This window comes from Koromonas soli, from assembly GCF_059726265.1.
In genome coordinates this window covers 3,320,474-3,344,575 of sequence record NZ_AP040872.1, presented here as the reverse complement: position 1 = coordinate 3,344,575, position 24,102 = coordinate 3,320,474, and the positions used below count along the sequence as shown (strand labels likewise).

The 24,102-nt window shown below is 58.3% G+C and carries 22 protein-coding genes and 5 tRNA genes; 18 read left to right on the top strand and 9 right to left on the bottom strand.

Going from position 1 to position 24,102, the window contains the following annotated elements:
• The first annotated feature begins 39 nt into the window (after positions 1–39).
• Entirely contained in the window at positions 40–1,089 is a 1,050-nt protein-coding gene (locus tag AC6IY8_RS14475) for a biotin--[acetyl-CoA-carboxylase] ligase (RefSeq protein ID WP_497775229.1), read from the top strand.
• Positions 1,090–1,153: 64 nt separating this feature from the next.
• Here AC6IY8_RS14475 and AC6IY8_RS14470 read toward each other — a convergent pair whose 3' ends face one another.
• On the bottom strand, positions 1,154–2,248 hold the full coding sequence (locus AC6IY8_RS14470; RefSeq protein WP_497775228.1) for a hypothetical protein: 1,095 nt from the start codon (positions 2,246–2,248) through the stop codon (positions 1,154–1,156).
• Between the two features lie 151 nt (positions 2,249–2,399).
• Here AC6IY8_RS14470 and AC6IY8_RS14465 point away from each other — a divergent pair, with 151 nt between their 5' ends.
• Positions 2,400–3,863 (top strand): GH39 family glycosyl hydrolase, encoded by a 1,464-nt coding sequence (locus AC6IY8_RS14465; RefSeq protein ID WP_497775227.1) that lies wholly within the window; start codon positions 2,400–2,402, stop codon positions 3,861–3,863.
• Between the two features lie 54 nt (positions 3,864–3,917).
• On the opposite strand, the gene AC6IY8_RS14460 is transcribed toward AC6IY8_RS14465, so the two are convergent.
• A complete protein-coding gene (locus AC6IY8_RS14460) occupies positions 3,918–4,613 on the bottom strand; it encodes a hypothetical protein (protein ID WP_497775226.1) in 696 nt (231 codons plus the stop codon).
• A 299-nt stretch (positions 4,614–4,912) separates the two neighbouring features.
• Between AC6IY8_RS14460 and acnA the strand changes: the two genes are divergently transcribed.
• The gene (acnA, locus tag AC6IY8_RS14455) at positions 4,913–7,606 is read left to right on the top strand and encodes an aconitate hydratase AcnA (RefSeq protein WP_497775225.1); all 2,694 of its coding nucleotides are present in this window, start codon (positions 4,913–4,915) and stop codon (positions 7,604–7,606) included.
• Between the two features lie 94 nt (positions 7,607–7,700).
• Here acnA and AC6IY8_RS14450 read toward each other — a convergent pair whose 3' ends face one another.
• From AC6IY8_RS14450 to AC6IY8_RS14435, 4 genes are all read right to left on the bottom strand, one after another.
• The gene (locus AC6IY8_RS14450) at positions 7,701–9,296 is read right to left on the bottom strand and encodes a hypothetical protein (RefSeq protein WP_497775224.1); all 1,596 of its coding nucleotides are present in this window, start codon (positions 9,294–9,296) and stop codon (positions 7,701–7,703) included.
• 152 nt (positions 9,297–9,448) lie between these two features.
• Positions 9,449–10,948, bottom strand: coding sequence for a hypothetical protein (locus AC6IY8_RS14445; RefSeq protein ID WP_497775223.1), 1,500 nt, complete (start codon positions 10,946–10,948; stop codon positions 9,449–9,451).
• A complete protein-coding gene (locus AC6IY8_RS14440; RefSeq protein WP_497775222.1) occupies positions 10,945–11,265 on the bottom strand; it encodes a PadR family transcriptional regulator in 321 nt (106 codons plus the stop codon). The genes AC6IY8_RS14445 and AC6IY8_RS14440 overlap by 4 nt, the downstream gene beginning before the upstream one ends.
• A gap of 204 nt (positions 11,266–11,469) precedes the next feature.
• On the bottom strand, positions 11,470–12,390 hold the full coding sequence (locus AC6IY8_RS14435) for a peroxiredoxin family protein (protein ID WP_497775221.1): 921 nt from the start codon (positions 12,388–12,390) through the stop codon (positions 11,470–11,472).
• Between the two features lie 189 nt (positions 12,391–12,579).
• Here AC6IY8_RS14435 and AC6IY8_RS14430 point away from each other — a divergent pair, with 189 nt between their 5' ends.
• Positions 12,580–13,995 (top strand): response regulator, encoded by a 1,416-nt coding sequence (locus tag AC6IY8_RS14430; RefSeq protein WP_497775220.1) that lies wholly within the window; start codon positions 12,580–12,582, stop codon positions 13,993–13,995.
• A gap of 31 nt (positions 13,996–14,026) precedes the next feature.
• Here AC6IY8_RS14430 and AC6IY8_RS14425 read toward each other — a convergent pair whose 3' ends face one another.
• From AC6IY8_RS14425 to AC6IY8_RS14415, 3 genes are all read right to left on the bottom strand, one after another.
• Complete coding sequence (locus AC6IY8_RS14425; protein WP_497775219.1) at positions 14,027–14,995, bottom strand: ABC transporter ATP-binding protein; 969 nt, start codon at positions 14,993–14,995, stop codon at positions 14,027–14,029.
• 137 nt (positions 14,996–15,132) lie between these two features.
• Positions 15,133–15,417, bottom strand: coding sequence for a hypothetical protein (locus AC6IY8_RS14420; RefSeq protein ID WP_497775218.1), 285 nt, complete (start codon positions 15,415–15,417; stop codon positions 15,133–15,135).
• A 90-nt stretch (positions 15,418–15,507) separates the two neighbouring features.
• A complete protein-coding gene (locus tag AC6IY8_RS14415; RefSeq protein WP_497775217.1) occupies positions 15,508–16,578 on the bottom strand; it encodes a hypothetical protein in 1,071 nt (356 codons plus the stop codon).
• A 302-nt stretch (positions 16,579–16,880) separates the two neighbouring features.
• Between AC6IY8_RS14415 and AC6IY8_RS14410 the strand changes: the two genes are divergently transcribed.
• From AC6IY8_RS14410 to rplL, 14 genes are all read left to right on the top strand, one after another.
• A tRNA-Thr gene (locus tag AC6IY8_RS14410) sits at positions 16,881–16,956 on the top strand.
• Between the two features lie 273 nt (positions 16,957–17,229).
• Positions 17,230–17,316: transfer RNA gene (locus AC6IY8_RS14405), tRNA-Tyr, on the top strand.
• Between the two features lie 55 nt (positions 17,317–17,371).
• On the top strand, positions 17,372–17,611 hold the full coding sequence (locus AC6IY8_RS14400; protein WP_497775216.1) for a hypothetical protein: 240 nt from the start codon (positions 17,372–17,374) through the stop codon (positions 17,609–17,611).
• 10 nt (positions 17,612–17,621) lie between these two features.
• Positions 17,622–17,696: transfer RNA gene (locus AC6IY8_RS14395), tRNA-Gly, on the top strand.
• 37 nt (positions 17,697–17,733) lie between these two features.
• Positions 17,734–17,809, top strand: a tRNA-Thr gene (locus AC6IY8_RS14390).
• A 247-nt stretch (positions 17,810–18,056) separates the two neighbouring features.
• Positions 18,057–19,241 carry an elongation factor Tu gene (tuf, locus tag AC6IY8_RS14385; protein ID WP_497774670.1) on the top strand — a complete coding sequence of 395 codons (1,185 nt, stop codon included), beginning with the start codon at positions 18,057–18,059 and terminating at the stop codon, positions 19,239–19,241.
• 172 nt (positions 19,242–19,413) lie between these two features.
• Positions 19,414–19,566: a 50S ribosomal protein L33 gene (rpmG, locus tag AC6IY8_RS14380; protein ID WP_497775215.1), complete on the top strand. Its 153-nt coding sequence runs from the start codon at positions 19,414–19,416 to the stop codon at positions 19,564–19,566.
• Between the two features lie 83 nt (positions 19,567–19,649).
• Positions 19,650–19,724, top strand: a tRNA-Trp gene (locus AC6IY8_RS14375).
• 90 nt (positions 19,725–19,814) lie between these two features.
• Positions 19,815–20,072 (top strand): preprotein translocase subunit SecE, encoded by a 258-nt coding sequence (gene secE, locus AC6IY8_RS14370; protein ID WP_497775214.1) that lies wholly within the window; start codon positions 19,815–19,817, stop codon positions 20,070–20,072.
• A gap of 45 nt (positions 20,073–20,117) precedes the next feature.
• On the top strand, positions 20,118–20,798 hold the full coding sequence (nusG, locus tag AC6IY8_RS14365) for a transcription termination/antitermination protein NusG (RefSeq protein WP_497775213.1): 681 nt from the start codon (positions 20,118–20,120) through the stop codon (positions 20,796–20,798).
• A gap of 82 nt (positions 20,799–20,880) precedes the next feature.
• On the top strand, positions 20,881–21,312 hold the full coding sequence (gene rplK, locus AC6IY8_RS14360) for a 50S ribosomal protein L11 (RefSeq protein ID WP_497775212.1): 432 nt from the start codon (positions 20,881–20,883) through the stop codon (positions 21,310–21,312).
• A 228-nt stretch (positions 21,313–21,540) separates the two neighbouring features.
• Positions 21,541–22,254: a 50S ribosomal protein L1 gene (rplA, locus tag AC6IY8_RS14355; protein WP_497775211.1), complete on the top strand. Its 714-nt coding sequence runs from the start codon at positions 21,541–21,543 to the stop codon at positions 22,252–22,254.
• A gap of 80 nt (positions 22,255–22,334) precedes the next feature.
• The gene (gene rplJ, locus AC6IY8_RS14350) at positions 22,335–22,883 is read left to right on the top strand and encodes a 50S ribosomal protein L10 (protein ID WP_497775210.1); all 549 of its coding nucleotides are present in this window, start codon (positions 22,335–22,337) and stop codon (positions 22,881–22,883) included.
• A 318-nt stretch (positions 22,884–23,201) separates the two neighbouring features.
• A complete protein-coding gene (gene rplL / locus AC6IY8_RS14345) occupies positions 23,202–23,582 on the top strand; it encodes a 50S ribosomal protein L7/L12 (RefSeq protein WP_497775209.1) in 381 nt (126 codons plus the stop codon).
• Positions 23,583–24,102 lie beyond the last annotated feature (520 nt).

The following is a 24,102-nucleotide window of genomic DNA, read 5'->3' as shown; positions in this document are numbered from 1 at the left end:
GATGCTGTCGAGAACGGTGCCACATGGCCGCGCGTTGCGATGCACAAGCTCTTCTATACTCTTGGCATGGCCGAAGAGAACGTACAGACAGGTGCAGAGTTGGGACGGGCGCTGCTAGCGCTCGAACATTCGCGAGGAGAGCTTAGTGCGAAGGCGTGGGCCGCGGAGGCGGGGGTGAGCGAGAGCGATCTGCCGAAGATCGCCGGGCAGTTGCGCGGGATGGGTATTCCGGTAGTGGGCTCAAGCGTGGATGGATGGCAGCTCGAAGGCGAAGCGGACGTGCCGCTGGCCCAAGTCCTGGAGCCGAGGATTGCCGAGACGATCTTCGCCGGGAACGTGCACCACTACGTCACAATTGGATCGACGAACGCCACCGCCATGCGCGCAGGCGCAACGGATTTCGGAGCCAACGCCGATGGAAGCGCAAGCTACCGAGGAGCGGTGTGGCTGGCAGAGGAGCAGACGGCAGGCAAGGGACGCGCTGGCCATACGTGGAAATCCGATCTGGGCGATGGCATCTACTGTTCGGCACTGCTGCGTCCGCGGCTGACGCCAACAGATGCGATTACGCTGTCGCTGGTCGCGGGCCTTGCGGTGGTGGAGGCCGTGCACGAGGTCACGGGATTGTGGGGTGATCTGCGCTGGCCGAACGATGTGATGATGGGCGGCAAAAAATTCTGCGGCATTCTCACCGAACTGAATGCGGAGTTCTCAAAGGTGCGGTTTGTGGTTGTGGGCGTTGGGATGAATGTGAATAACATTGCGTTTTCGCCGGAGTTGGCTGCGATTGCGACTTCGCTCCGAATGCAGGCGGGAAGGAGATTCTCTCGCGTGGAGTTAGTCGCGGCATTGTTAAGGGACCTCGACCGCGAGCAGAAGGCGCTGGAGCAGGGAGTGGATTCCGCGCGGGAAAGCATTCTGCGGCGGTTTGAGAAACACTCGAGCTATTGCTGCAATTGCGCGGTGACAGTCGAAGAAGACGGCGGCTATGAGGGCGTTACTCGCGGGCTGGATGCGCGTGGGTTCTTGCGTGTGGAGAGCAATGGCGTGATGCGGAAGGTACTGAGCGGAGGCGTTCGGAAAAGATAGCCGAGCACCCCTTCCTGAACGCTCTAATGCAAGGTGGGCAGTCGTGCACCGTGCTATGCCAGGATCAGTGCTCTTCGCCAGCTTTCGCGGAGGAGCTAATTTCGAGCGTATCCATGATTTCGGCGAAATCCGATTCAACTTCCTGGAAGGTGCCGGTCGTCGTATAGCCAACCACCTGCATGCTTCCCGCTGTTCCGCTGTAGTAATAGCCGTAGTAGATGAACGGAAGCCCGCTCACCGTGGCGGCAGTTTTGAGACACCACACATCCTGTCCGTGCACCTTCCGCTTCTCGCGCAGGAGCACCTTGGCATTCGGGTCCTGCTCTTTTGCGTTGTTCAAAGCGAAATCAGGGAACGAGTCGAGTGGGAAGGATAGATTCTCAGGAATGAGCAGCACCCATGCGTTTCCTTTGAGATTCGTAAGCCGGAGCTTGAACCCTTCAAGTTTCTCCGGTGACTTCCACTTGCGGGTGTTGAAGGCGATATGGAAGTGTCCGTCATTGAGTGAAAGCGATTGAACGTCCGGTACGTCGGCCACCGGCGTGTCGGTGATTTCGAGACCATCGAGGAAGTCATCGAATTCAGCTTTTACCTCCGGGAACTGCGCCCGTTGCGTGAAGGCGACGAGCTGAACGTTGCCGGAACTGCCGCCGTAATAGTAGCCGTAATATGTGAATGGAATGTTCAGGTAGCTGGCTTCCATCTGAAGGCAGAGAATCTCGCGGCCGTTCACGACACGCTTTTCTTCGGCAACGATGTGTGCGCCGGGATCCATTTTCTGCGCGTTGTGCAGGGCCAGCTCTCGAAGGGAACTGGTGGGGATGGAGATCGCCTCGGAGATAAACAGCGCGTAGCCCTTACCATTGCTGGACTCGAGAGTGAGCTTGTTATCATCATTCTTGCTTCTCTTCCAACGCGCGGGATCTATGAATACCGAGAATTCTCCGTGAGGAGCAGCGATCCTTTGCGTAGCTGATACGCTCTTCTGAAACCGCGGCGCGGCAGATGACAGCTTTGCAGGCTGTGCTACGAAATTCCACGTCCCATCACTGCGAAGAACTACGGCCCGACCGTCCTCGGTCGTGGCGCGAATCTGGGCTGTAGCACTGAGTGTCGCAATAGAGACGAGGAGAAGCACCAGCGGGAGACGATTACGCATATCGACCTCTGAAAGAGACTGAGTCCAAAGCAGAGTAGCTGAGGAATCTGAGCAGGGCAACGCGAAAACATCGATCCATGTGACCACAGTACATCAACAGGAGCTCTGGAATTGACACCAGCGCGAAGCTGAGGTGAAGCTGTCGGGACCTATGTGGGTTCGACGATCGCTCTTCATTTCATTTCTGGCAATCGCGCTGCTCGGGCATGCGCAGGCTCCTGCTCCGCGTCAGGAAAAGGGACTCCCGCTGAAACGTTTCGTGGTTTCGCGGCGGGCGCAGACGGATGCTCAAGGATACTTCCAGATGGCATTTGCCATTGGCGATGACTACTTCGATGGCCGCGATACGCGGACGCGGGTGCGCAGGCATCTGCGCGTGGCACGCGAGGTGGGAGCGCGTTATCTGCGCTGTGCCTTCAGTTGGAACGGCATTGAGCCTGAGGAGGGGAAGTACAACTTCGCGTTCTGGGACATGCTGGTGGATGAGGCCGAGAAAGCGGGAGTGCAGGTGATTCCGTACGTGGCCTACACGCCGGAGTGGGCGGCGCGGAAGAAGGAGTTGTTCTGGGAGCAGCCGCCGCGGGATGCGGCGATGTTTGCCCGGATGATGAAGGCACTCGCAACAAGATACCGCGGTCGCATCAAGAGCTGGGAGTTGTGGAATGAGCCGGATATGGAGGACTACTGGCGCGGCACCCCGCAGGAATTCGCCGAACTTGTGCGGGCTGGTGCGAAGGCGGTGCGCGAGGGCGATCCGGACGCGGTGATCGTGCTTGCCGGGATGAGTCACGGACCGGCGGAATTTATGGCCGGGCTCATGGGGCCGCAGGAGATCTATCGCTGGGTGGACGTCGTCGCTATGCACGGCTATCCGGAATCCTGGGATCAGGAACGCGCAGAGCAGACCTACGGCACGCGGGCGCGAAAGATGGAGAAGATGATCGAGGCAACACCGAAGCCGCTCGATATGTGGATGAATGAGTTGGGGTATGCGGACTACCGCTACCGCCCGGCGCAGGCTTCGAGTTCGGGAGGCGATGTTTACTACGGCTACGAGCATACGCAGCGGTATGCGGCGGAGTTTCTCTTTAAGACCTTTGCCTTGGCCGTGGCTGAGGGCGATGCGAGTCTGGCTGGGTGGTATCGCATCGATGATTTCCGCTACTCGGACAAGAGGATGCCGGACGACAAGGTGCATTCGCATCTCGGAATCGAGGATGTGAATGGCCGCCCCAAGCCGGCGTTCTATGCCATGAAATTTGCGAGCAGGCTGATGGAGCATCCGGTGCGTGTAGCTGATACACGGATGAAAGTGGACGCGCAGGAGAAGTCAAAATCGATCGTGCATTTGCTGGAGCGCAAAGATGGCAAGCTGATCCTTACCGCGTGGCTGCGAAGCTCGGCCCCGGGGGAAGTGAAGGAGCACACGGGGATGGCCGAGGATCGGAGGCGCGAACGTATCACGGTAACGCTTCCGTGCGCCGCGGAGACGCTATGGAAGTTCGATGTGCGGGGGAGAGTTCTGGGTGTCGTGCATCCGCATTCGGAGCGAGTGAGTTTGGGAGTCGTCAGGGGAGATCGGGTGGCGGTGGACGAGGTACAGTGCGAGGAGTAAGGGCACCTCGAGGAGCCTTCGCTCCGCTCAGGATGTGACGCCCCCGTGCGCGCTTCAGTGTTTCGCGACGAGATCGTACAGTACCGTTTTTCCAAGTGGGTCGAACACCTCAAAATGAGGCTTGTTGTCGTCATCGACATAGATCTTCATTGCATACCGTCCCCACTTGTTTCTGATAAAGACTCCAGTGTTGTCGTAAGCCTGACCGTTCTGCTGGCCGCGGCGAACACCGAGAAAGACTCGCCCGGTGCTTATGTTTCCTGCTTGCGCTGATTGCGATTTAAGTGCATCGGACTCCGGCTGGGGAAGTTTGTCGAGCTGACCGTAAAGTTGATATTCCTCTTTCTGATTTGTGAAATCGGGGCGTGTCAGGACGGAGAGTCCGTCGTCGATTGTGAAGCCGGTCGCATCCTTGTGCTCGTCATGATGAAGATAGATGTTTTGATCCTGCCGGTACTGATCGAATGTCATCGAGACGCTTGCGTCCTGCCCGCCGGGAATTGCCTTTCCCTGGTACACCAGGCCTCCCGTTTCTTCGCCTTCCTCGTTGTAAAACATCAGGCCGGAGAAACGAACATCGTCGTGAGCACGTCCGTGGATCTTGAATCCTGCAGAGTTGGACAGTGTGGCTTTCACGATCCCCTTCTCGACAATGTTGACCTTGCCCGCCTCGATCGTCTTGAACTTCTGAGCAGGAAGAAAGGGATGGAAAATATTTATGAGAAGAGACGCAGTGACTAGGACAAGCACCAGAACGGCTGCTTGCAGCGCTCGAATCTGGCGAATAAGCGAACTTCCATGGCGACCTTGAGAAAACTGTGCGTTTTCTGATTCCGGAGCAGATTACTTCACCACAGCGGAGCGTACAACTGTAAGTTCGAGCGCACGCTAGGGCCGCAGTTTCGCGATTCTGCGGTTCGGCATACACTGTTGTATTCGGCCGGTAGGGCGATTCGCAGTGGGGTGTCTGCGGGGAGCCGGGCTGGCCTGGAGGGGGAATGCGGCGGGGTGGCCGTGTTCGCCCGAAAATTCCACACTCAAGGCGATCTATGGATACGTTCGGCAGCTGTTCTTCGCTTAAGGTTGGGAGCAAGCAGTACGACTTCTTCCGCATTTCCTCTCTCGATAAACACGGATTCAACACTGCGCGGCTGCCCTTCTCGCTGCGCATTCTGCTGGAGAACCTGCTGCGCCGTGAAGATGGAGTAACGGTGACGGCGGAGATGATTCGCGCGCTGGGTTCCTGGACGGCGAAGACCGCTTCCGAGCAGGAAATCTCTTTCATGCCGAGCCGCGTGCTGCTGCAGGATTTCACGGGCGTTCCTGCTGTGGTGGACCTTGCGGCTATGCGCGACGCCATGGCAAGGCTGGGCGGCGATGCGACCAAGATCAATCCGCTACAACCGGCTGAGCTGGTGATCGACCACTCGGTGCAGGTGGATGAGTTCGGTTCTGCCAAGGCGTTCGACCTGAACGCGGCGATGGAGTTCCAGCGCAACCAGGAGCGATATGCGTTTCTGCGCTGGGGACAGGGCGCGTTCCACAATTTTGCGATCGTGCCGCCGGATACGGGCATTGTGCACCAGATCAATATCGAGTATCTGGCCCGCGTGGTGTTCGTGCTGGAGCAGGCGGGCAAGAATCCCGTGGCCTATCCGGACACGCTGGTGGGCACCGACTCGCACACAACGATGGTGAACGGGTTGGGCGTGCTGGGCTGGGGAGTAGGTGGCATCGAAGCCGAGGCCGCCATGCTGGGGCAGGCGGCGTCCATGCTGATTCCGCAGGTGGTGGGCGTGCGCTTCACCGGAGAATTGAGAGAAGGATCAACCGCCACCGACCTTGTGCTTACCGTTACCGAAGCTCTGCGCAAGAAAGGCGTGGTTGGCAAATTCGTCGAATACTTCGGGCCGAGTCTCGGAACACTGACGCTGGCGGATCGCGCAACGATTGCGAATATGGCTCCCGAGTACGGCGCGACCTGCGGCATCTTCCCGGTGGACGAGGAAACGCTGCGGTATTTGCGGTTGACCGGACGCAGCGATGAGCAGATTGCGCTGGTGGAGGCTTACTACAAAGAGCAGGGACTGTTCCACACCGCAAGTTCGCCCGAGCCCGAGTATTCCGACGTGCTGCATATCGATCTGGCACAGATTGAGCCCTCGATTGCCGGGCCGAAGCGTCCGCAGGATCGCGTTGAGCTGTCGCAGGCTGCGGCATCGTTTGGCAATGCGCTGCCTTCCTTGCTGAAGCCCGACGCGAAGACTACGAAGCCGGAAACGGTGAGAGCGGATCGCAACTCGACCGACTACAAGACTGCGTTGCGACATGGCAGTGTGGTGATCGCGGCCATCACTAGCTGCACCAATACTTCGAATCCCAATGTACTTGTGGCGGCCGGGTTGGTGGCAAAGAAGGCTGTTGAGAAGGGCTTGAAGCGTCCGGCATGGGTGAAGACCTCGCTGGCTCCGGGGTCAAAGGTAGTGACAGAGTATCTGCGCGAAGCAGGATTGCAGAAGTATCTCGATGAGATCGGCTTCAACCTCGTGGGATATGGATGCACGACCTGCATTGGAAACTCCGGTCCGCTGCCGGAGCCGGTCTCCGATGCCGTGGCGGAGAATGACCTTGTGGTCGCGAGCGTGCTGTCAGGCAATAGAAACTTCGAGGGAAGAATTAACTCCGAGGTACGCGCGAACTACCTGATGTCGCCGCCGCTGGTGGTGGCCTTTGCTCTAGCGGGCGAGATGATCGACATGTATCACGATCCGATCGGCACGGGCAACGATGGCCCGGTGTATTTGAAGGACGTGTGGCCGACGCAGAAGGAAGTGGATGACGTGGTGAGAAAGGTGATCACTTCGTCGATGTTCCGTGAGAGCTATGCCAGCGTGCTGGAGGGTGACGAACGCTGGAGGGGCCTGAAAGTTCCGGCGGGCGATACCTACGCGTGGGATGCGAAATCCACCTACATCCAGAACCCGCCTTACTTTGAGGGGATGGACCTCGCGCCGAAACCTGTGACCTCCATCAAAGGCGCGAGGGTGCTGGCTCGGCTGGGCAATTCGGTGACGACAGATCACATCTCTCCGGCAGGGTCGATCAAGAAGGACAGTCCGGCGGGCAAGTATCTGATCGCGCATGGTGTGCAGCCGGTGGATTTCAATTCCTATGGCTCGCGGCGTGGCAACCACGAGGTCATGATGCGCGGAACCTTTGCTAACACGCGCATTCGCAATCGACTGGTGCCGCACATCGAGGGTGGCTACACGAAACATATTCCGAGCGGCGAGGAGATGACGATCTACGACGCGGCGATGAAGTACAAGGCCGAGGGCGTGCCAGCCATCGTGATTGCCGGAAAGGAATATGGCTCGGGCTCGTCGCGTGACTGGGCTGCCAAGGGGCCGCTGCTGCTGGGCGTGAGAGCAGTGATTGCCGAGAGCTTCGAGCGCATCCACCGCTCGAATCTGGTGGGCATGGGAATTTTGCCGCTGCAGTTCCTGCCGGAACAGACGCCGGACACGGTCGGCATCACCGGAGAAGAGAGCTACGAGATTGTAGGACTCGATGAGGCGCTGAAGAACTTCGCTCCGGGCAAGACCGTGCAGGTAAAGGCGACGGCTGCAGATGGAACGGTGAAAATCTTCAACGCTACGCTCAGAATCGACACTCCGCAGGAGGTGCTGTATTACCAGCATGGCGGAATCCTGCAGTACGTAATTCGTCAGTTGTTGAGGTAGCTGAGGAACTCGCGACATTTGGCGTCGCGAGAAAACACGGCGCGGACTTAGGTCCGCGCCTTTCTTCTTGTAGTTGTATCGGGGAAAAGATCGTTTATTGCTTTAAGCGTTCCACGAATTCGCGGTTGAACTCCTCGCCGAGTTGATGCGAGAGCGCCTGGAATTCAGGGATGGCGAAGAGGCGCGGAGTGAGTTCCTGCGGATTCATGGAGGCACGCGCATGCTGTGGGTGTAGTACCAAGGGGCGCACGGCTGCCACGGTTGCGTCATCAAGGCCATGGGTGATGACCAGCAAGTTTCCGGGCCAGAGCTCGATGTTTACGGGCCCTTCGCTGGTAGAGGCGTGCTGCTCCCACAACGCGCTGAAGCACTTGTCTTCATCACACTCGGATTGAGTGGCGGTGCTGGCTGGCATGCGTCTCTGGATCGCCTGAAGATAAATGGTGCCGAAGCGCTGCGCGGCTTCCGACGACTTCCAGCGGGAGACATAGATCAGCGAAATGTCGGCCGTGTTTACTTGTTTGTCGGCTGGCAGTCCTGCGCGCTTCATCGCAACATAGGAGCCACCATTCCAGTTGCGCGCGACCGAGTAGATATCATTTTCGCGGCCGAATTCCTGGACCATCATCTGCACGTCGAATTCGCCAAGAGTTCCGCAGTCGTAGGGCTCATACGCTTTGCCGAGTACTGGGTTGAGATCGCCAATCTCAACCACTGGCGTGCGCTCGTTACTGCGATAAGCGGCGGGTTGCAGCACCTGATGCGTGTTGACCGGCGGGCGGCGGAATGCTTCCCGGAAAGCCTCATGACGTCCACCGTGCTCCAGCAGAGCCAGTTCAAACTGCATTCCTTCGCGATATGGGAACAGCATGATGTCACGCAGGATTCGCGGCGCATTGTGAACCGAAAGAGGAGGGTTGTAGCTTTCTTGTACAAATTGCTCGGCTAGATCGCGGGCGCGAGGTGAGTCCGCAAAGCTTATGCCCGTATCCCTCAACAGATAATCGACGCCGACCAGCGATGCCTGACCTTCGATCACAGCTCGGCGCGCCAGCGTTCCCTCAGCCGTGTCTTCCTGCGCGACCTTCAGTTGCGCTTTGGGCGCGACCACTTTGGCGTTGGAGAACTTGTCGAGATCGAAGTTCTGGTCCTGCAGGGCATGCGTCAGTTCGTGGGCCATCACCGTCTTTTGCAATTCCAGCGGGATCCAGTTGAGCAGATACATGGTCTTGTCCGAAAACTGGTAATAACCCGCGATGCCGCTCATAACGTAATCGTCGCTAGCGGCCTGCAGCTTGAAATTTGGCGGTAGCATGCCGAACTTCTCGAGCACGATCGTCGTCTCCTCGGTGCGGCGCGCCATGTCGGCTTCTTCCTGTGCCTGGTGAGTGAGGTGCTTCTCGGCTTCGGTGCGTCCGATGAGCTTTCGCCGGATGGGAGCAAGCTTTGGGAATCCGCTGTCCTGGCTGGAAAAGGTAGTGATCTCATCGACGGCCTTGAGCAGTTCTCTGCCTTGTTCGGCATTCACCAGAACGCGATTCTTCTTTTCACTGCGGATCCGGCGAGCGTAGTCGGCAAGGCTCTCGTCGGGAGATGCCTGCGACCACGCCGTGGGAGAGATCGCAATCACGAGCAGGGCAGAAATGAAGAGTTTTGCAAGCGAGAGCCGATTGTGAACCAAGCGAGGCAACAGCGCGCTCCTGTGAAGTAGATCACCTGACACCTGAGAGGACAGGAATCTTCAGGGTAGGCCGATCGTACAACACTGGAAAGACTTATATGTATACATGCAGCGCACGAAAGTCACATGTCGATCGCTCCGGACAAGTCCGAGCCGTGAAATCAGACTGCGTGGGGCACTGCATTCCGCCGATTGCGCGGAATGTGGAAGGCTATGCGCAGCAGTAGGACCGTCGCGAGGCCCAGGATCAACGCCTGCCACCCGTAGAAAGACGCCTGTTTGCTGATGAAAAATAGGTAAACGTTCCACGGCAAGGTGTGAAAGGCTTTGAATGCTGTCGCGTGCATAGCTGCGTCTTGCACAGTCGCCGCGCGCTGGTACGCACGGTATGCAATGGCAAAAGGGATATAGGCGATGAAGGTGAGAAGTACATCCGCGATTGCGACTGCCACGGTTGCACGAAGCAGGCCTTGCAGTCGCCCGGAAGCACTGCGGCGAAGAAGAACGATGGCTGCAAGAATCAAAGCGCTTGAGGTGGCTAGAACGGCGAGTAACAAAGATATCTGAACGACAATCGCGTCCAACTGGTATCCGGAGGAGATCTGGGAGTAGCTGGCTGACGCGAACACTGTGCGGGGCGGAGCAGCGAGCGGCAATGAGACTTGCTTGCCGAGAGCTGGAAGCGCGAGATTGCGCAAGTTTTCTCCTATGTACCATTCGAAGGTTGTTTGTCCGCCTTGAATCATGGCAGCGAAGCGAATGACCTTGGCGCAGTCCCGCGAGTTTCCAGAGGAGATCAACTGCTTGCCGTACGACATAACGTCTGAGGCACTGACAGATCCTGTGGCGAGCATCGCTGATGTCGCCTCCAAAGGTGGCAGGTCGTGCCTCTTCATCACCTGGCGGTAGAGTTGCAGACGGCGATAGAGATAGTTGTCGTAGTTGGGTGCAGAGAAGGCGTGGTTCATGGCCGATTGCCATTCGGCGCGGTGAATCATCAGCTTGCCATCGGCACGATGAATGGAGTCGGCCAGCAGCAGGTATCCAACCGCGTTATCGGGGTCGGACGCGATCACTTGCGGAATTTCAGCCGCAAATGTGGTGCTCGAGTTGTCGAGCCGCCAGTAGTTGCGAATTACGAAATAGCGAATCCACGAGAGGGAGGGATCGATGGCGATTGCCTTATTGGCGAAGCTCATAGCTTCCGACGAACCTGTGGAACTGTCGAAATGGATGGAAGCAAAGGCGAGAGCCGAGGCATCGCGGCTTCGCTCAGCCTCGATTGCGATGTGTCGAAGCTGATCCGCTCTGATTACAGAATGGCCGGAGGCAAGGCGGAGAGAAGCTGGCAGGATTTCGGCAGCATCGCGAAACGTTGAGGTGGCAAACAGCGCCGAGATCACAGCCAGCAGTGCGAGCACGGAAAAACGCGATGTGCGATTCATGACAAGGTTCTCCCATATAGTGGCTGGCGCGGCGAGCAGTCGGCATCGGCAGGAGAAAGAGAGCGCGCCGACAGCCCAGCGGAAAGCTTCGAAATGTGAACTGATCAGGTCGGATTCGGCGAGCATCGCGGATGTCCACTCGCTTTGCTCCGGAGGATTGATGGACACGGCGAGTTTAAGAAGGCAGCGAGTGAAGACTTCGATGAGCGTCTTCATTGGGCGCCTGCTTGGCCGAGGATGGGACGGCTTTTCGCACCCTTGCGGCTATCGCTCGTCAGGGCATTACGTGCGGCTTTCAGTCCGGCTCCCGTCAGGCGATACATGTGGCGCGGCGGGCGACCCTCCTTGGAAGGTTCCCAGCGGGTCTCGAGCCATTTGCGTTCGCAGAGACGCATGAGGATGGGGTAGAGCGTTCCAGACTTGAGCGCGGTCGCGTGGCTGAGGTCGTAGCCGTAGTGCCAGGAGAATGCATCGGCAACAAGGGCGTCGAGCAGCAGAAGCGTTTGAGGCGAGAGTCGAACCGGGGTGAGCATGGCGCGAGTAACTCTACATATGTAGAGTTACTATGTCAAACACATTATGTCGGAGAGAGGAACTTCGTAGCGATCGTTTGATTCGCTCAGGCTGACAAAAAGTAACTACGAGAGCAAAAGCAAAACACCCACCTCTGCCAACGGTGGGCAGAGGTGGGGCACCAGACCGGAGGCGCTTATTGGTGAAGGGCCGAAATGTTTCGCTCAGATACCGACGGCGCTGTAATCGTCTTCGTCGGCGGGGCGGTGTTCGAGCTTGCGATAGGCGTCATAAGGACGGCGCGCAAAGCGGCGCTTGCGCAGTTCGTATCCCGCCCAGATGCCGAGACCAATTGCGGCAGCGACGCCGACAGCAGTCGTGATCGTGATCGCCGGGTGCTCAGTCATGGGACGAGCCAGGCGCCCGCCGCGCAGGACTACGCGGCCAGGGAAGCCGAGTTCGCCACGGAAATTGACTACCGCGTCGTATCCACCGCGCTCGATCGCACGGTAGGCGTTCAGGAAGGTTTTGAGCGACGGCGTTATGGTGTCTTCGCCGCCGTGCACGATGGCGTGCTGAACGCCACGCTCTTTCTGGCGCTCGAGCAGTTCTTCGAGGGCGGCGCCGAGTGAAGCAGGATGGCTGGCCAGCGAGCGGTAGGCAATCCTTCCGCTCTTGTCCACGATGAACGAGGCATTGGGCAGTGCGCCGTACTTGCGGTGGGTCTCGCCGCCAAGTTCATCGACGAGGATGGGGAAATCGATGTGTTCCTGCTCGCGCAGCAGCATCGCGGCACGCGCCTTTTCGGCCATGGAGTGATGCGGCGGCAGTTCGGCGCCTGGATGCGCTTCCCGCACGTAGATGAAAAGGAACTCCACCTCTGAGAGCGGGAACTCGCGGGCGAGCGAGCGCAGGCCGCCTATCGAAGCGGCAGTTTGCGGACAGGTGGCCGAACCGAACGTGACGACTACGTTGCGGGAATCTTTGAAATCGGAGAGTTTGACCACGTCGCCGGAAAGGGAGCGCAACTCGAAGCCGGGCGCTTCATCGCCGGGCTCCGGAGCCCGGCTCCAGCGGTCAGAAGCGTGGCCCTGCAGCATCTCTCGGCGAAAACGGTCGTAGTTATAGCGCGTGAATCCGAACATGGGTGCCTCCGTGTGGGGCGGCAAAACCCCGCGTCTGCATGATAAAGGTTTCAGGCGTCGGGTGCGAGTTTAACGCTTGCTGGAGAATGGGATGCAGGTGGGGCGTAGGAGTGTTATCCACGAGAAAAGTGCGCGTCCCGCAGTTCTTATGCGTGTTCAACTCACCGATTGTGCATCATAAGTTTCCGAGTGAAACGTTTACTGTTGGTCGACGACGACGCCGCTCTGCTGAAGACGTTCTCGGAACTCATGAGAGCGCGCGGCATGGATGTTACGACCGCCTCCAGCGTCCCCCAGGCGCTGGAGCTGATCCATAGCCGGCGGTTTCACGTCCTGCTGTCGGATATGAACATTGGCGAACCAGGAGACGGTTTCACCGTTGTCAGCGCCATGCGCAGGACGCAACCGGAAGCCGCGACCTTCATCCTAACGGGCTACCCGGATTTCGAAACGGCGTTGCGCGCCATTCGCAATCAGGTGGACGATTACTTCGTAAAGCCAACCGATATCGATGTGCTCGTGAATACGATACTGGAGAGGGCGGAGAATCCACGGAAATCCACGCCACTGACGCGAACGCAGCGGGTTTCCGACGTCCTGCGCAACCGACTGCAAGCGATCACAGACCTTTGGCTGCAGGAAGTCGAGCAGCAGCCTGATCTCATGGCGATCCGGTTGACCAGGGAGGAGCGCACAGATCACATTGGCGATGTGCTCAAGGAGTTAATTGCGCGCATCGACGAGGCCTCGAATGAAATCAGCGCGCAGGCATTCCACGCGGCACAGATTCATGGACGCGTGCGCTACCAGCAGGGATACACGATTCCGCAGGTTGTGACGGAAACGCGAATTCTGCAGCGCACGATTGCACAGGTGATCGAGGCAAACCTGCTGGGGATCAACCTGAGCACCCTGGTCCACGACGTGCTGCGCATGGGAGAGAGCCACCATGCACTGCTGGAGATCTCCATCCGCGCCTACCAGTCGGAGGTTCCCGCATCGCTGCAGAATTCGTTATCGCACCTGTTTCGCTCGGCCCACCTGGGCGTCGTGATGAGCAACGAAAGAGCGGTGATGGATGCTAACGATGCGTTCCTGCGAATGGTGGGTTACACGCGCGAGGAGATCAGATCCAAAGCCATTCACTGGTCAGCCATGAGCGCTCCTGAGGATCATGAACTCGACCAGAACGGCATCGAGCAACTGCGCGAGTACGGCGTATGTGTGCCTTACGAGAAGGAATTTGTTACGCGCGATGGCAAGCGCACTCCCGCAATGTGTGGAGCGGTGCGGCTAAGTCTGGAGCCGCTGGAATGGGCGGCATACGTGGTGGATTTGAGCGAGCACGTGCGAGCGCAGCAAGCGGAGCGGCTGGCAAGCGAGTTGTCCAGTAAGCGCAAACTGGTGAATGAACTGGCGCACGAAATCAACAACCCGCTCGCGGCAATGACTTTCACCATGCATCTGATGCAGACACACGCGGACGTTCCCGAGGATGTGCGCAAGCTGGTGAAAGAGTCATCCCTGATGCTGGACCGAATCTCGGAAACCGTGCGGGCCGTGCTCGCCGCAGTCACTGTCGATGACGATTCGAAAAAAGGGTGAGCCGAGGAGTGGCCGCCGCGCAGATCGGCAGCTACGAGGTTGCACCAGCGCGGATGCAGCGTACGAAGTGGCTAGGCGCGACCTCCGTGAGCTCCGGAACCGCTGCATCGCACGGCGCAATATGCAGAGGGCAGCGCGGAGCGAAAGCGCATCCTCGCGGCAGTGCTCCAGGCGATGGCACTGAGCCTTCAATCGTGCGCAGGGGTTCGCTGCGATCTGTCTTTAGAGTTGGAATCGAGCCAAGCAGTCCTCGCGTGTAGGGGTGTGCCGGGTGAGCAAAAAGCTCGGCGGAAGAAGCGGTCTCAACGATTCTCCCGGCATACATCACCGCGATTCGGTCGCTGATGCGATTGACGACCGCCAGGTCGTGCGAGACGAACAGCATGGCAAGTCCGAGCCGTTTCCGAAGGTCGTCCAGAAGCGCCAGGATCTGTGCCTGCACCGTGACGTCGAGTGCCGTTGTGGGCTCATCGGCGATGAGCAGTGCGGGGCGATTCACAATGGCCATGGCGATCATCACCCGCTGGCGCTGGCCACCGGAGAGTTGGTGCGGATAGTCCCGCCAGCGACGTTCGGGGTCGGGGATGGCGACCTCGAGCAAGGCTTCGATGGCGCGCTGGCGAACCTGCTCGCGTGTCGTGGCGGGCGCGTGGGCGAGCACGGCTTCAGCGATCTGGTCTCCAATGCGCATCACAGGATTGAGCGCGGTCATGGGCTCCTGGAAAATCATTGCCGTGCGGGTACCGCGAAGCTGCTGCAACTCGGTTGGCGAGGCGTTGAGCAGGTTGAGGCCCTCGAGCATCACTTCGCCTGTCATGCGTGCCTGCGGCGGAAGCAGCCCCATGATGCCCAGCGAAGTGACGCTCTTGCCGGAGCCAGATTCCCCTACCAGGGCAAGTGTTTCTCCCGAGTTGAGCGCGAGCGAAATATCGCGCACGGCCGCGACCGGCCCACGGGCCGTGGGGAACTCAACCGTGAGATTGCGAAGCTCAAGGAGCACGGATTTATTGGAACACAAGTTGAGGATTCGATGTCAGAGTGTGTGGTCGGTACTGTGGGCGGAATGAACAAGTGGTGATCAGGGCGAGCGCCCCATCCTGAACTCCAGCGTGCCATTTCAGGGTGGGGCTTAGCCGATCAGTGGTGATCGTGATCGTGGTCATGGTCACGATCGTGCTCGTGACGTTCATGCCAGTAGCGCTCCTGCTCTTTCTTTTCGAGGCGCCGGTATTCGCGATAATCGCGGTTTGGATAAGTCCGCACATACCACTCGTGGTAATAGCGGTCTTCGTCTGGTCCCCAACGATGGCGGTCATGGTAGTAAGGGTCATAGTAGCCGTGGCGGCGTTCGGCGCATCCGGTGCCTGCCAGCAGCGCGGAAATCAATAGCGTCGAACCTAGTACAAAACGAATTTTCTTCATCTCCTCCCCCAAATGCAGAAATTTGCGTGATGAATGGGATGCAGGGAGGGAAGGTGTGAGAACTGCTGAGCGGGCCTTTGCAGGCCCGCTTTACTTTTGTTTACCGGCAGGCTGTTTTGCTGCCGGTGTTTGGGTCGCGGGAGCGGCGGGCGTGGGTTCCTCGCCGGTGACGCTGCGTGTCGGATCGTTCACAAGTTTGCGCAGAAAGCTTGGTGGGATCGTCGCCGTGACCTCAGCGCGCTCGCCCTTCTGCGTGACTTTGATCGAATCGAAAACAGCTTTTACGTCCGTATCTCCTGGCCCCGGAGCCGTGTTTGCCTGAATGCTGCGGAACAAAGTGAGAAACGTGGAGGTCTGCTCGGTGAAGTTCCGCGCTGCATCCTCACTTTGCGTGTAAAACTCGGCTCGCGCATGAATGGTGGTCAACATGCGCAACGAGACGACGACATCGCTATCGCTGGGCAGTCCAACGTCGATGCCTCCCGGTAGCGTAAACGATGACGCCTGCTGAGCCTTTGTGCTGGATCCGAAGTTGGAGGCCGGAATGCGAGAAATGGCCCAGAGCAGGCTGCCGAGCGGAACTTTGTTGTAGTAGGTTCGAACAAGAACCGGTCCGCCAAAAGGCAGCGCGACTTTCTTGAAGCGATCGATCATGCCGTGCACGATGCTCGGGTCATCGACGTTGGAGATCGCCACAGTGTCAATCGCGAGCAACGCGACCCGCAATGTGCGGTTCTCGATCGGAATGGCGAACACATCGACATTGCGATAATTCTCGATCGAGCGCGCGTGCTGACGCAGGTATTGCGCCAGTTTAATCTGGTCGTAGTGACCAACGAGGATTTCCGAATAGCGCGTGGCTCCGCGATTGGGGCTGCGATGCACGGCCATTGCCGCTTCGTCGAGATCGCGTTCAAAGGCGAAGCCGGTGTCTTTGACGAACTGTTCATAGCCCGGAGCCAGTCGCGGCAATTGCTGCTGATCGAAGGCGGTGAGGTTGCGTACCGTGCCGAAATCGATGTAGATAACGGCATCGGCTTCAGGCAGCAGTCTTGCAGCTTCGGGCGCGGCCTGCTTGCGCAGCAGCACCACCGAGGCCACGGCTGCTACAAACAACAGAACACAAATCGAGATGATGAATAGGCGACGCCTGGCTCTCATGACTGGGTGGTGGCGGTGCGAACGCGGATGCGAAGGGATGTCGCGCAGGCGGAAAAAAGAGTGCGAGCAGATGAGGAGGAGTTGGCGGCAAAAGCGGGCTTGCCGGATTGGTAGCCACTCCAAAACTTTTCAGGTAATATCATGCTTGGTGCCGAATGATAGCACGACGTTAGCACCAGGCGCCGGTAACGGAAAGCGAGTTGCGCAATGCAGGGTCACGTGCTATCTTCGCTTTGGAGTCCCGGACGCCGGTTCAGTTTTCCGAAGCGCGGTAGTGGTTTGGCAGGAAACGGCTTTGGTGGGCTGGCGTAGCTCAGCTGGTAGAGCATCTGATTTGTAATCAGAGGGTCGGGGGTTCAAATCCCTTCGCCAGCTCCAAGTTCCGTCTCGCAATGCACCAGCGGATGCACGGCGAGACAAGATCCCAAGTGCGGTCGTCTTTTCGAAGAAACGCCCTCCAACAGGATCTACCGGACAGGCTGATTGTGCGGCGATTGCCGCCAGCGGTGAGGTTCGGTTTTGCGGGTCTGGCCGTAAGCGTTCGGCGAGCCAGACACAAAGATTGCTCCGCGGCGGGTCATATGCCTGTCAGATCTTTCAAAAGTTAGCGCGGAACCGATGCGCACTTCGGTGCTATTCAGAAGAGTTTTCGCACAGGTGGGTGAGTGGTTAAAACCAACAGACTGTAAATCTGTCGGCCTTAGGTCTACGGAGGTTCGAATCCTCCCCTGTGCACCATTTTTTGCTGTCCGGCTTGAGCATGGCTCGCCGTGGCGGCGTATGATTGAGGCGTATGGCGACAGCGAAGAAGTTCAGAATTGCGATGCTCATCTTCGCTGGGCTTGGCGTACTGGAATGGACGACGTTAAGTCCGGAAACAATCAGGACGGTCACCGGACCTGATGGCGCGCCATTGCTGGATGTAAGTGTTCGCGGAGTGGCGCTGGTGTTATTGGCGTTGTTCGCGTTTCGAAGCTGGATTCATTACCGGCGCGAAGTGTTGGAAGAGCGTAGCCGTTCCGGGCAAGAGTAGGTTGTAGCGGGCGGGAGTAACTCAGTGGTAGAGTCTCAGCCTTCCAAGCTGTTGGTCGCGGGTTCGATTCCCGTCTCCCGCTCCAGAAGTTCTGCAGGTCGTATATACTGCGAGTTGTAAATGCTGATGTAGCTCAGTTGGTAGAGCACTCCCTTGGTAAGGGAGAGGTCACCAGTTCAATCCTGGTCATCAGCTCCATTTTCTAAGTAAGGCCGAACCTAACCGCGGCCCTCCCTTTGGGGAGGGCTGTTGTGGGTTCGGGGATTGAGTGAAGGCGATTGCGAGTAGCCGGCGGGGCCGGAACGCGCAGGTCGCCTTGTGGTGCAAGACGGATTCTGCCGCGAATCAAGTAACATCAGTGGCGGTTGCCGATCCCGACGAACCAGCACCGGGTCTGCGCGAGAAGTACGCAAAAAATTCACCGTAATATTTAGGGCAAAGGGCAATGGCGAAAGAGAAATTTGACCGCAGCAAGCCGCACGTGAATGTTGGAACGATTGGTCACATTGACCATGGCAAGACGACGTTGACGGCGGCGATCACGAAGGTGCTGGCAAAGCACAATCCGAACATCAAGTTCCGCTCGTTTGACTCGATTGACAATGCGCCGGAAGAGCGCGAGCGCGGTATCACGATTGCCACGGCGCACGTGGAGTATGAGACGGGCAACCGTCACTACGCCCACGTGGATTGCCCGGGCCACGCCGACTACATCAAGAACATGATCACCGGCGCGGCGCAGATGGACGGCGCGATCCTGGTGGTGGCGGCGACCGACGGTCCGATGCCGCAGACCAAGGAACACGTGCTGTTGGCCCGCCAGGTTGGCGTGCCCTACATCGTGGTTTTCCTGAACAAGTGCGACGCGGTTGAAGATCCTGAGCTGATCGACCTGGTCGAGATGGAAGTTCGTGAACTGCTGTCGAAGTACAAGTTCCCGGGCGACGATCTGCCGGTGATTCGTGGATCGGCGCTGGGCGCGCTGAATGGCGAAGAGAAGTGGGAAAAGACGATTGACGAGCTGATGGAAGCGGTGGATAAGAACGTTCCGCTGCCGGCTCGTGCCATCGATCAGCCCTTCCTGATGCCGATTGAAGATATCTTCTCGATCTCGGGCCGCGGCACGGTGGTGACCGGCCGTATCGAGCGCGGTCAGGTGAAGGTTGGCGAGGAAGTCGAAATCGTGGGCTTCCGCGACACCCGCAAGACGGTGGTGACCGGCGTCGAAATGTTCAAGAAGCAGCTCGATGCAGGTATGGCCGGTGACAACGCTGGCTTGCTGCTGCGCGGTATTGCGAAGGAAGACGTCGAGCGCGGCATGGTGTTGGCCAAGACCGGCTCGATCACCCCGCACACCAAGTTCAAGGGCGAAGTTTACGTGCTGTCGAAGGAAGAAGGCGGCCGTCACACTCCGTTCTTCAACGGCTATCGTCCGCAGTTCTACTTCCGCACGACGGACGTGACGGGGGTGGCGAAGCTGCCGGAAGGCACCGAGATGGTGATGCCTGGCGACAACGTTACGATCGAAGTGGAACTGATTACGCCTGTGGCCATGGAAAAGGGTCTGCGCTTCGCGATTCGCGAAGGCGGCCGCACCGTGGGCGCCGGCACGATCTCCGAGATTCTGTAACTCTGAGATTAGGGATTGGGAACCCGGGCCTGCCGATAGAAGCGGGTCTGGGACTCCCGGTTCAGTTGAGATTCAAGCTGCACCTCGGCGAGTGAGTTATTCAGTCGTCGATTTCCGGGCACGGACCCGGACAAGGCTCGGCAGGGAACCTGTCGGGTAAAAGGAGAAGTAGATGCCCCGCGAAATTTGTCAGCTCCAGTGCACTGTGTGCAAGAATAAGAACTACTCGACGACCAAGAACCGCAAGACCACGACCGAACGTCTCGAGTTCAGCAAGTTCTGCCGTAAGTGTCGCAAGCACACGGACCATCGCGAAGTTAAGTAAGCTCGCGGGAGCTGTCCACGCGCTTCGCGCCAAAGGCGCCGAAGGTGGACAGCTATAAGGTTTGCGAAGTCCGGTAGTAACAGAGGGGCGTAGGCTCAACGGTAAACCGGCGGTCTCCAAAACCGTTTTTGGGGGTTCGAATCCCTCCGCCCCTGCCATGACCTTGTTTCATGGTTCCATGGCAAACAGATCTCAGATGTAGCGGCTTGGTGGAATCCGCCAGGGGTTCTCAAGCGAAAGCAGGATGTATGGCAAAGACAGTAGCGGTAACCGCGCAACCCGGTTTCGTGGAACAGGTGAAAGGCTTGCCTGAGCGTATCAAGTCGTTTTACGGCGACGTTCGCAATGAGATGCGAAAAGTGACGACGCCGACACGCAAGGAAGTGGAAGGCACGACCTTGGTGGTGATCATCACGGTGTTCATCTTCGGTGCCTACTTCTGGGCGGTTGACGGCGTGATTGGTCGTTCGCTGGACGGGGTTTTTAAGTACTTCAGCACACACTAATGAGGGCCCGCCGCGCAGTCCGAGTGGCCGGCGCGCAGGGGAATTATGGAAGACAATCTTAATAACGAGAGCAACGGGTCTGGACAGATGCCGGAAGGAAAGCCCGAGGAATCATCATCCGAGGGAACTCCTGAGATCGGCGCGCCCGCCACTCCGCCTGCGTCGGAGTCGCCGGAGACGTCCGGGAACCCGCGGATGAAGTGGTACATCATCCACGCTTACTCGGGGTTCGAGCGGAAGGTTCGGGAGTCTCTGGAGTCGCGCATCCGGGCATTTGGCCTGGAGAGCCGCATGGGCCGCGTCTTGATTCCGACCGAGACGGTCACGGAAATCCGCAACAACAAGAAGTACACCCGCGAAAGCATGTTCTATCCCGGCTATGTTCTGGTTGAGATGGACATGGACGATGAAGTCTGGCACATGGTGAAGTCCACGCCCCGGGTCACGGGATTCGTGGGCACGGGCCAGCAGCCGACTCCCCTGTCGGATGAAGAAGTCAAGCAGATCGTCTATCGCGTAGCTGACAGCAAGGAAAAGCCCAAGCTCAAGATCAAGTACGAAAAGAACGAAACGGTTCGCATCACCGAAGGCCCCTTCGCGAGTTTCACCGGCGTGGTGGACGAGGTTAACGAGGACCGCGAAACACTGAAAGTGATGGTCACCATCTTTGGTCGCTCGACTCCTGTGGAGTTGGAATTCGGCCAGGTGGAAAAGGTATTGGCGTAACGATTTCAGCTTCTGTCACAAAGTACTGCGGAGCCGAAAACCCTAGACTCCGAGGTGGCAAGGCAACAAGGAAGGTTTAGCAATGGCAAAGAAAGTTACAGGTTCCGTTAAGCTGCAGATCGAAGCCGGCAAAGCGACTCCGGCACCTCCGGTTGGTCCCGCACTTGGTCAGGCCCAGGTCAACATCATGGAGTTCTGCAAGCAGTTCAACGCTCGCACGCAGAACAAGGAACTTGCCGGACTGATCGTTCCGGTGGTCATCACCGTTTACAGCGATCGTACGTTCACCTTCATCACCAAGACCCCGCCGGTAGCCGTGCTGCTGAAAAAAGTGGCTGGCATCGCCAAGGGTTCGGGCACACCGAACAAGGATAAGGTCGGCAAGGTGACCGAAAAGCAGGTTCTTGAAATTGCCAAGCAGAAGATGCCGGATCTGAACGCCGCATCGCTCGAAGCAGCCGTGAAGAGCGTGAAGGGCACGGCGCGTTCGATGGGCCTGGAAGTCACCGCATAGTTTAGTATTGAATCAGTAGCCCCACTCAACGAATACAATGTTGAGTGGGCCACCTGAACACTGCGCGCTGGTGGGCGAAAGAAATCTTCCGTGGATCGCACAGATCCCCGGTCGCAAGAACCACGGTTCGTCAGCCCTGTCCAAGGAAACGGTCACGGGGGACTCGAAGAACGCAGAACATCGCGGGAGAGTCGGAAAGTTGGCAGCGGTGGAAGACAGGAGTATGGAATGGCACAGAAGTCAGGAAAGAACATTGAGAAGGCTCGCGCCCAGGTAGAAGCTCGCGCTTATGCTCTGCCGGAAGCAGTCGAACTGCTGCAAAAGGTGAAGTTCGCTAAGTTCGACGAAACGGTCGATGTGACCCTTCGTCTGGGTGTCGATCCAAAGCATGCCGACCAGATGGTTCGCGGCACGGTGGTTCTGCCGCACGGACTCGGCAAGAGCAAGAAGGTTCTGGTTCTCGCCACCGGCGAAAAGCAGCGCGAAGCCGAAGCGGCAGGCGCGGATATCGTGGGCGGCGAAGAGCTGGTGGAAAAGATCCAGAAGGAAAGCTGGACCGATTACGATGCCGTGATCGCAACGCCGGACATGATGCGTTCGGTGGGTCGCCTCGGTAAGGTGTTGGGTCCCCGCGGCTTGATGCCGAACCCGAAGACCGGAACCGTCACGCTGGACATCGCCAAGGCCGTCGCCGAAGTGAAGGCCGGCAAAGTCGAGTTCCGCACGGATAAGACGGCACTGGTGCACGTGCCAGTGGGCAAGATCTCGTTTACTTCCGACAAGCTCGTGGACAATGCGCGTACAGTCATCAGTAGCGTCATTAAGGCGAAGCCGGTCGCTGCCAAGGGCAAGTACATCAAGGGCTGCTACATTAGCTCGAGCATGGGCCCCGGAGTGCCGCTGGACACGCTGGCGCTGGAAGCAGCACTGAAGACGAAGTAGTGCCCCAAGAGGTTTGAGCGGCCGCGAGGCTGCCGGCGGGCACTACCCCGCCCCAGACAAGATTTCAAGAAGGAACTGCAATGGCTGTTACTAAGGCAAAGAAGATCGAACAGGTTGAAGTGCTCGCCGGCGAGTTGAAGGGTGTAGAAAACGGCTTCATCGCTGAATACGGCAAGCTCACCGTGGCCCAGGACGACCAGCTTCGCAAGTCGATCCGCGAAGCAGGCGCGAAGTATCGCGTAGTAAAGAACACTTTGGCCGAGCGCGCCTCGGTTGGCACGGCATTCGAAGAGGTTGCGAAGTCGCTGAAGGGCCGCACCTCGATCGCCTACACGCAGGGAGACATTGTCGCCCTGGCGAAGGCGCTGACTAAGTATGCAAAAGATAATCCAGAGCTGAGCTTCAAGGCTGGCGTGGTCGAAGGCAAGGTTGTCGACATCAAGCAGATCGATGCGTTGGCGGGCCTGCCTTCGAAGGACGAGCTGTACAGCAAGCTGCTGTTCCTGCTCAACGCTCCGGCTACGCGCTTGGCTACGGCTTTGGCTGGCGTGGGACGCAAGATGGCCGTCGTGGTCGATCAGGGCGTCAAGGAAAGCAAGTTCAAGGGTGGCGAGGCGGCTTCGGCTTAATCGCTTCCTAAGCGCGCGGCAGCTCAGACCTGTGCCGCAGTTTGAAAGGGTTCCGGTGCGCGCCTTCGGGCTTGCACCACGCCGGGCGGACGCCCGTTGTCGGTCGTCCCGGTGAGTAACGGCTTGTGTTGTCTGTTGTCGAAAGCAGGTTCAGTCCGCAGCCTTGTCTGGGGCAGCGGCAGGAGAGCTCCGAAATCGGAGCACGAGTCGAAGCAACGCAGTGATTGCGTGGCGGCCGCCCGAAAACTCCAGAATCGCCGCTTTTGCCGGAGATAGCCGAACCACAACGAATTTTGAATCAATATTGGAGATAAGGTCATGGCTGATTTGGCTGCTTTGAAGGAACAGATTGTCGGACTGTCGCTGCTGGAAGCTGCGCAGCTTGTGAAGGAACTGGAAGAGACCCTGGGCGTCTCCGCTGCGGCGGCTGCTCCGGTGGTCGTTGCTGGTGGTGCGGCTGCGGCTGCTGCTCCGGCTGCGGAAGCGCAGACTGAGTTCACGGTGATCCTGACCGCCGCTGGCGCCAACAAGATCAACGTCATCAAGGCCGTTCGCGAAGTCACGAGCCTGGGTCTGAAGGAAGCCAAGGACCTGGTTGATGGCGCTCCCAAGCCGATCAAGGAAGGCGTGACGAAGGAAGAAGCCGAGACGATCAAGAAGAAGTTCGTTGACGCTGGCGCGACTGTCGACGTCAAGTAGTTTCAGCGGCTTACGGGCCGCGAACAGGTAAGCCGGGGCACGTTATGTGCCCCGGCACTTATCTGTGTTTGCGAATATTTACAATCTGGATACCTCTCGTAGTCCCCGAAAGACGCATTTCTGTTGTAGAATCAATAGATATCGAAATCGGAATGGGCAAAGCTAGCAAAGCTATATGTGCCCTGCGATTTCTGATTTTTGATGCGTAGGAGCGGACGCATCAATTTAAGTGTTGGCCCAGGAAGCGGAGCGGATTCACATCTTCTGTGAGCCGCAGAATTCCTCGGTGGAAAGCGTGTGCGGCCTCATGCGGAGAGGCTGTACGGTCTAAAGAAGAACGGCGGCAGCTACCATTATCCCCCAGCTCCTGGATGGATGGTTAGCTGAAGAACAGGCTCTCAAGAACTGGCGCGGGAAACTTACATTTTGCGTACCGGTGTGACCCATCGGGAGCCCCAGCACGCGGGGCAAACGTTGTCGACGTCTTCAATGACGCCCAAGGGATATTGTGTCTCTCGGG

What these genes read in the sequence shown, in the direction of transcription:
- AC6IY8_RS14475 (WP_497775229.1), top strand. Translation starts at nt 40, where the DNA reads ATGCACAAGCTCTTCTATACTCTTGGCATGGCCGAAGAGAACGTACAG.
- AC6IY8_RS14470 (WP_497775228.1), bottom strand. Translation starts at nt 2,248, where the DNA reads ATGCGTAATCGTCTCCCGCTGGTGCTTCTCCTCGTCTCTATTGCGACA.
- AC6IY8_RS14465 (WP_497775227.1), top strand. Translation starts at nt 2,400, where the DNA reads ATGTGGGTTCGACGATCGCTCTTCATTTCATTTCTGGCAATCGCGCTG.
- acnA (WP_497775225.1), top strand. Translation starts at nt 4,913, where the DNA reads ATGGATACGTTCGGCAGCTGTTCTTCGCTTAAGGTTGGGAGCAAGCAG.
- AC6IY8_RS14445 (WP_497775223.1), bottom strand. Translation starts at nt 10,948, where the DNA reads ATGAAGACGCTCATCGAAGTCTTCACTCGCTGCCTTCTTAAACTCGCC.
- AC6IY8_RS14440 (WP_497775222.1), bottom strand. Translation starts at nt 11,265, where the DNA reads ATGCTCACCCCGGTTCGACTCTCGCCTCAAACGCTTCTGCTGCTCGAC.
- AC6IY8_RS14435 (WP_497775221.1), bottom strand. Translation starts at nt 12,390, where the DNA reads ATGTTCGGATTCACGCGCTATAACTACGACCGTTTTCGCCGAGAGATG.
- AC6IY8_RS14420 (WP_497775218.1), bottom strand. Translation starts at nt 15,417, where the DNA reads ATGAAGAAAATTCGTTTTGTACTAGGTTCGACGCTATTGATTTCCGCG.
- AC6IY8_RS14415 (WP_497775217.1), bottom strand. Translation starts at nt 16,578, where the DNA reads ATGAGAGCCAGGCGTCGCCTATTCATCATCTCGATTTGTGTTCTGTTG.
- AC6IY8_RS14400 (WP_497775216.1), top strand. Translation starts at nt 17,372, where the DNA reads ATGGCGACAGCGAAGAAGTTCAGAATTGCGATGCTCATCTTCGCTGGG.
- tuf (WP_497774670.1), top strand. Translation starts at nt 18,057, where the DNA reads ATGGCGAAAGAGAAATTTGACCGCAGCAAGCCGCACGTGAATGTTGGA.
- rpmG (WP_497775215.1), top strand. Translation starts at nt 19,414, where the DNA reads ATGCCCCGCGAAATTTGTCAGCTCCAGTGCACTGTGTGCAAGAATAAG.
- secE (WP_497775214.1), top strand. Translation starts at nt 19,815, where the DNA reads ATGGCAAAGACAGTAGCGGTAACCGCGCAACCCGGTTTCGTGGAACAG.
- nusG (WP_497775213.1), top strand. Translation starts at nt 20,118, where the DNA reads ATGGAAGACAATCTTAATAACGAGAGCAACGGGTCTGGACAGATGCCG.
- rplK (WP_497775212.1), top strand. Translation starts at nt 20,881, where the DNA reads ATGGCAAAGAAAGTTACAGGTTCCGTTAAGCTGCAGATCGAAGCCGGC.
- rplA (WP_497775211.1), top strand. Translation starts at nt 21,541, where the DNA reads ATGGCACAGAAGTCAGGAAAGAACATTGAGAAGGCTCGCGCCCAGGTA.
- rplJ (WP_497775210.1), top strand. Translation starts at nt 22,335, where the DNA reads ATGGCTGTTACTAAGGCAAAGAAGATCGAACAGGTTGAAGTGCTCGCC.
- rplL (WP_497775209.1), top strand. Translation starts at nt 23,202, where the DNA reads ATGGCTGATTTGGCTGCTTTGAAGGAACAGATTGTCGGACTGTCGCTG.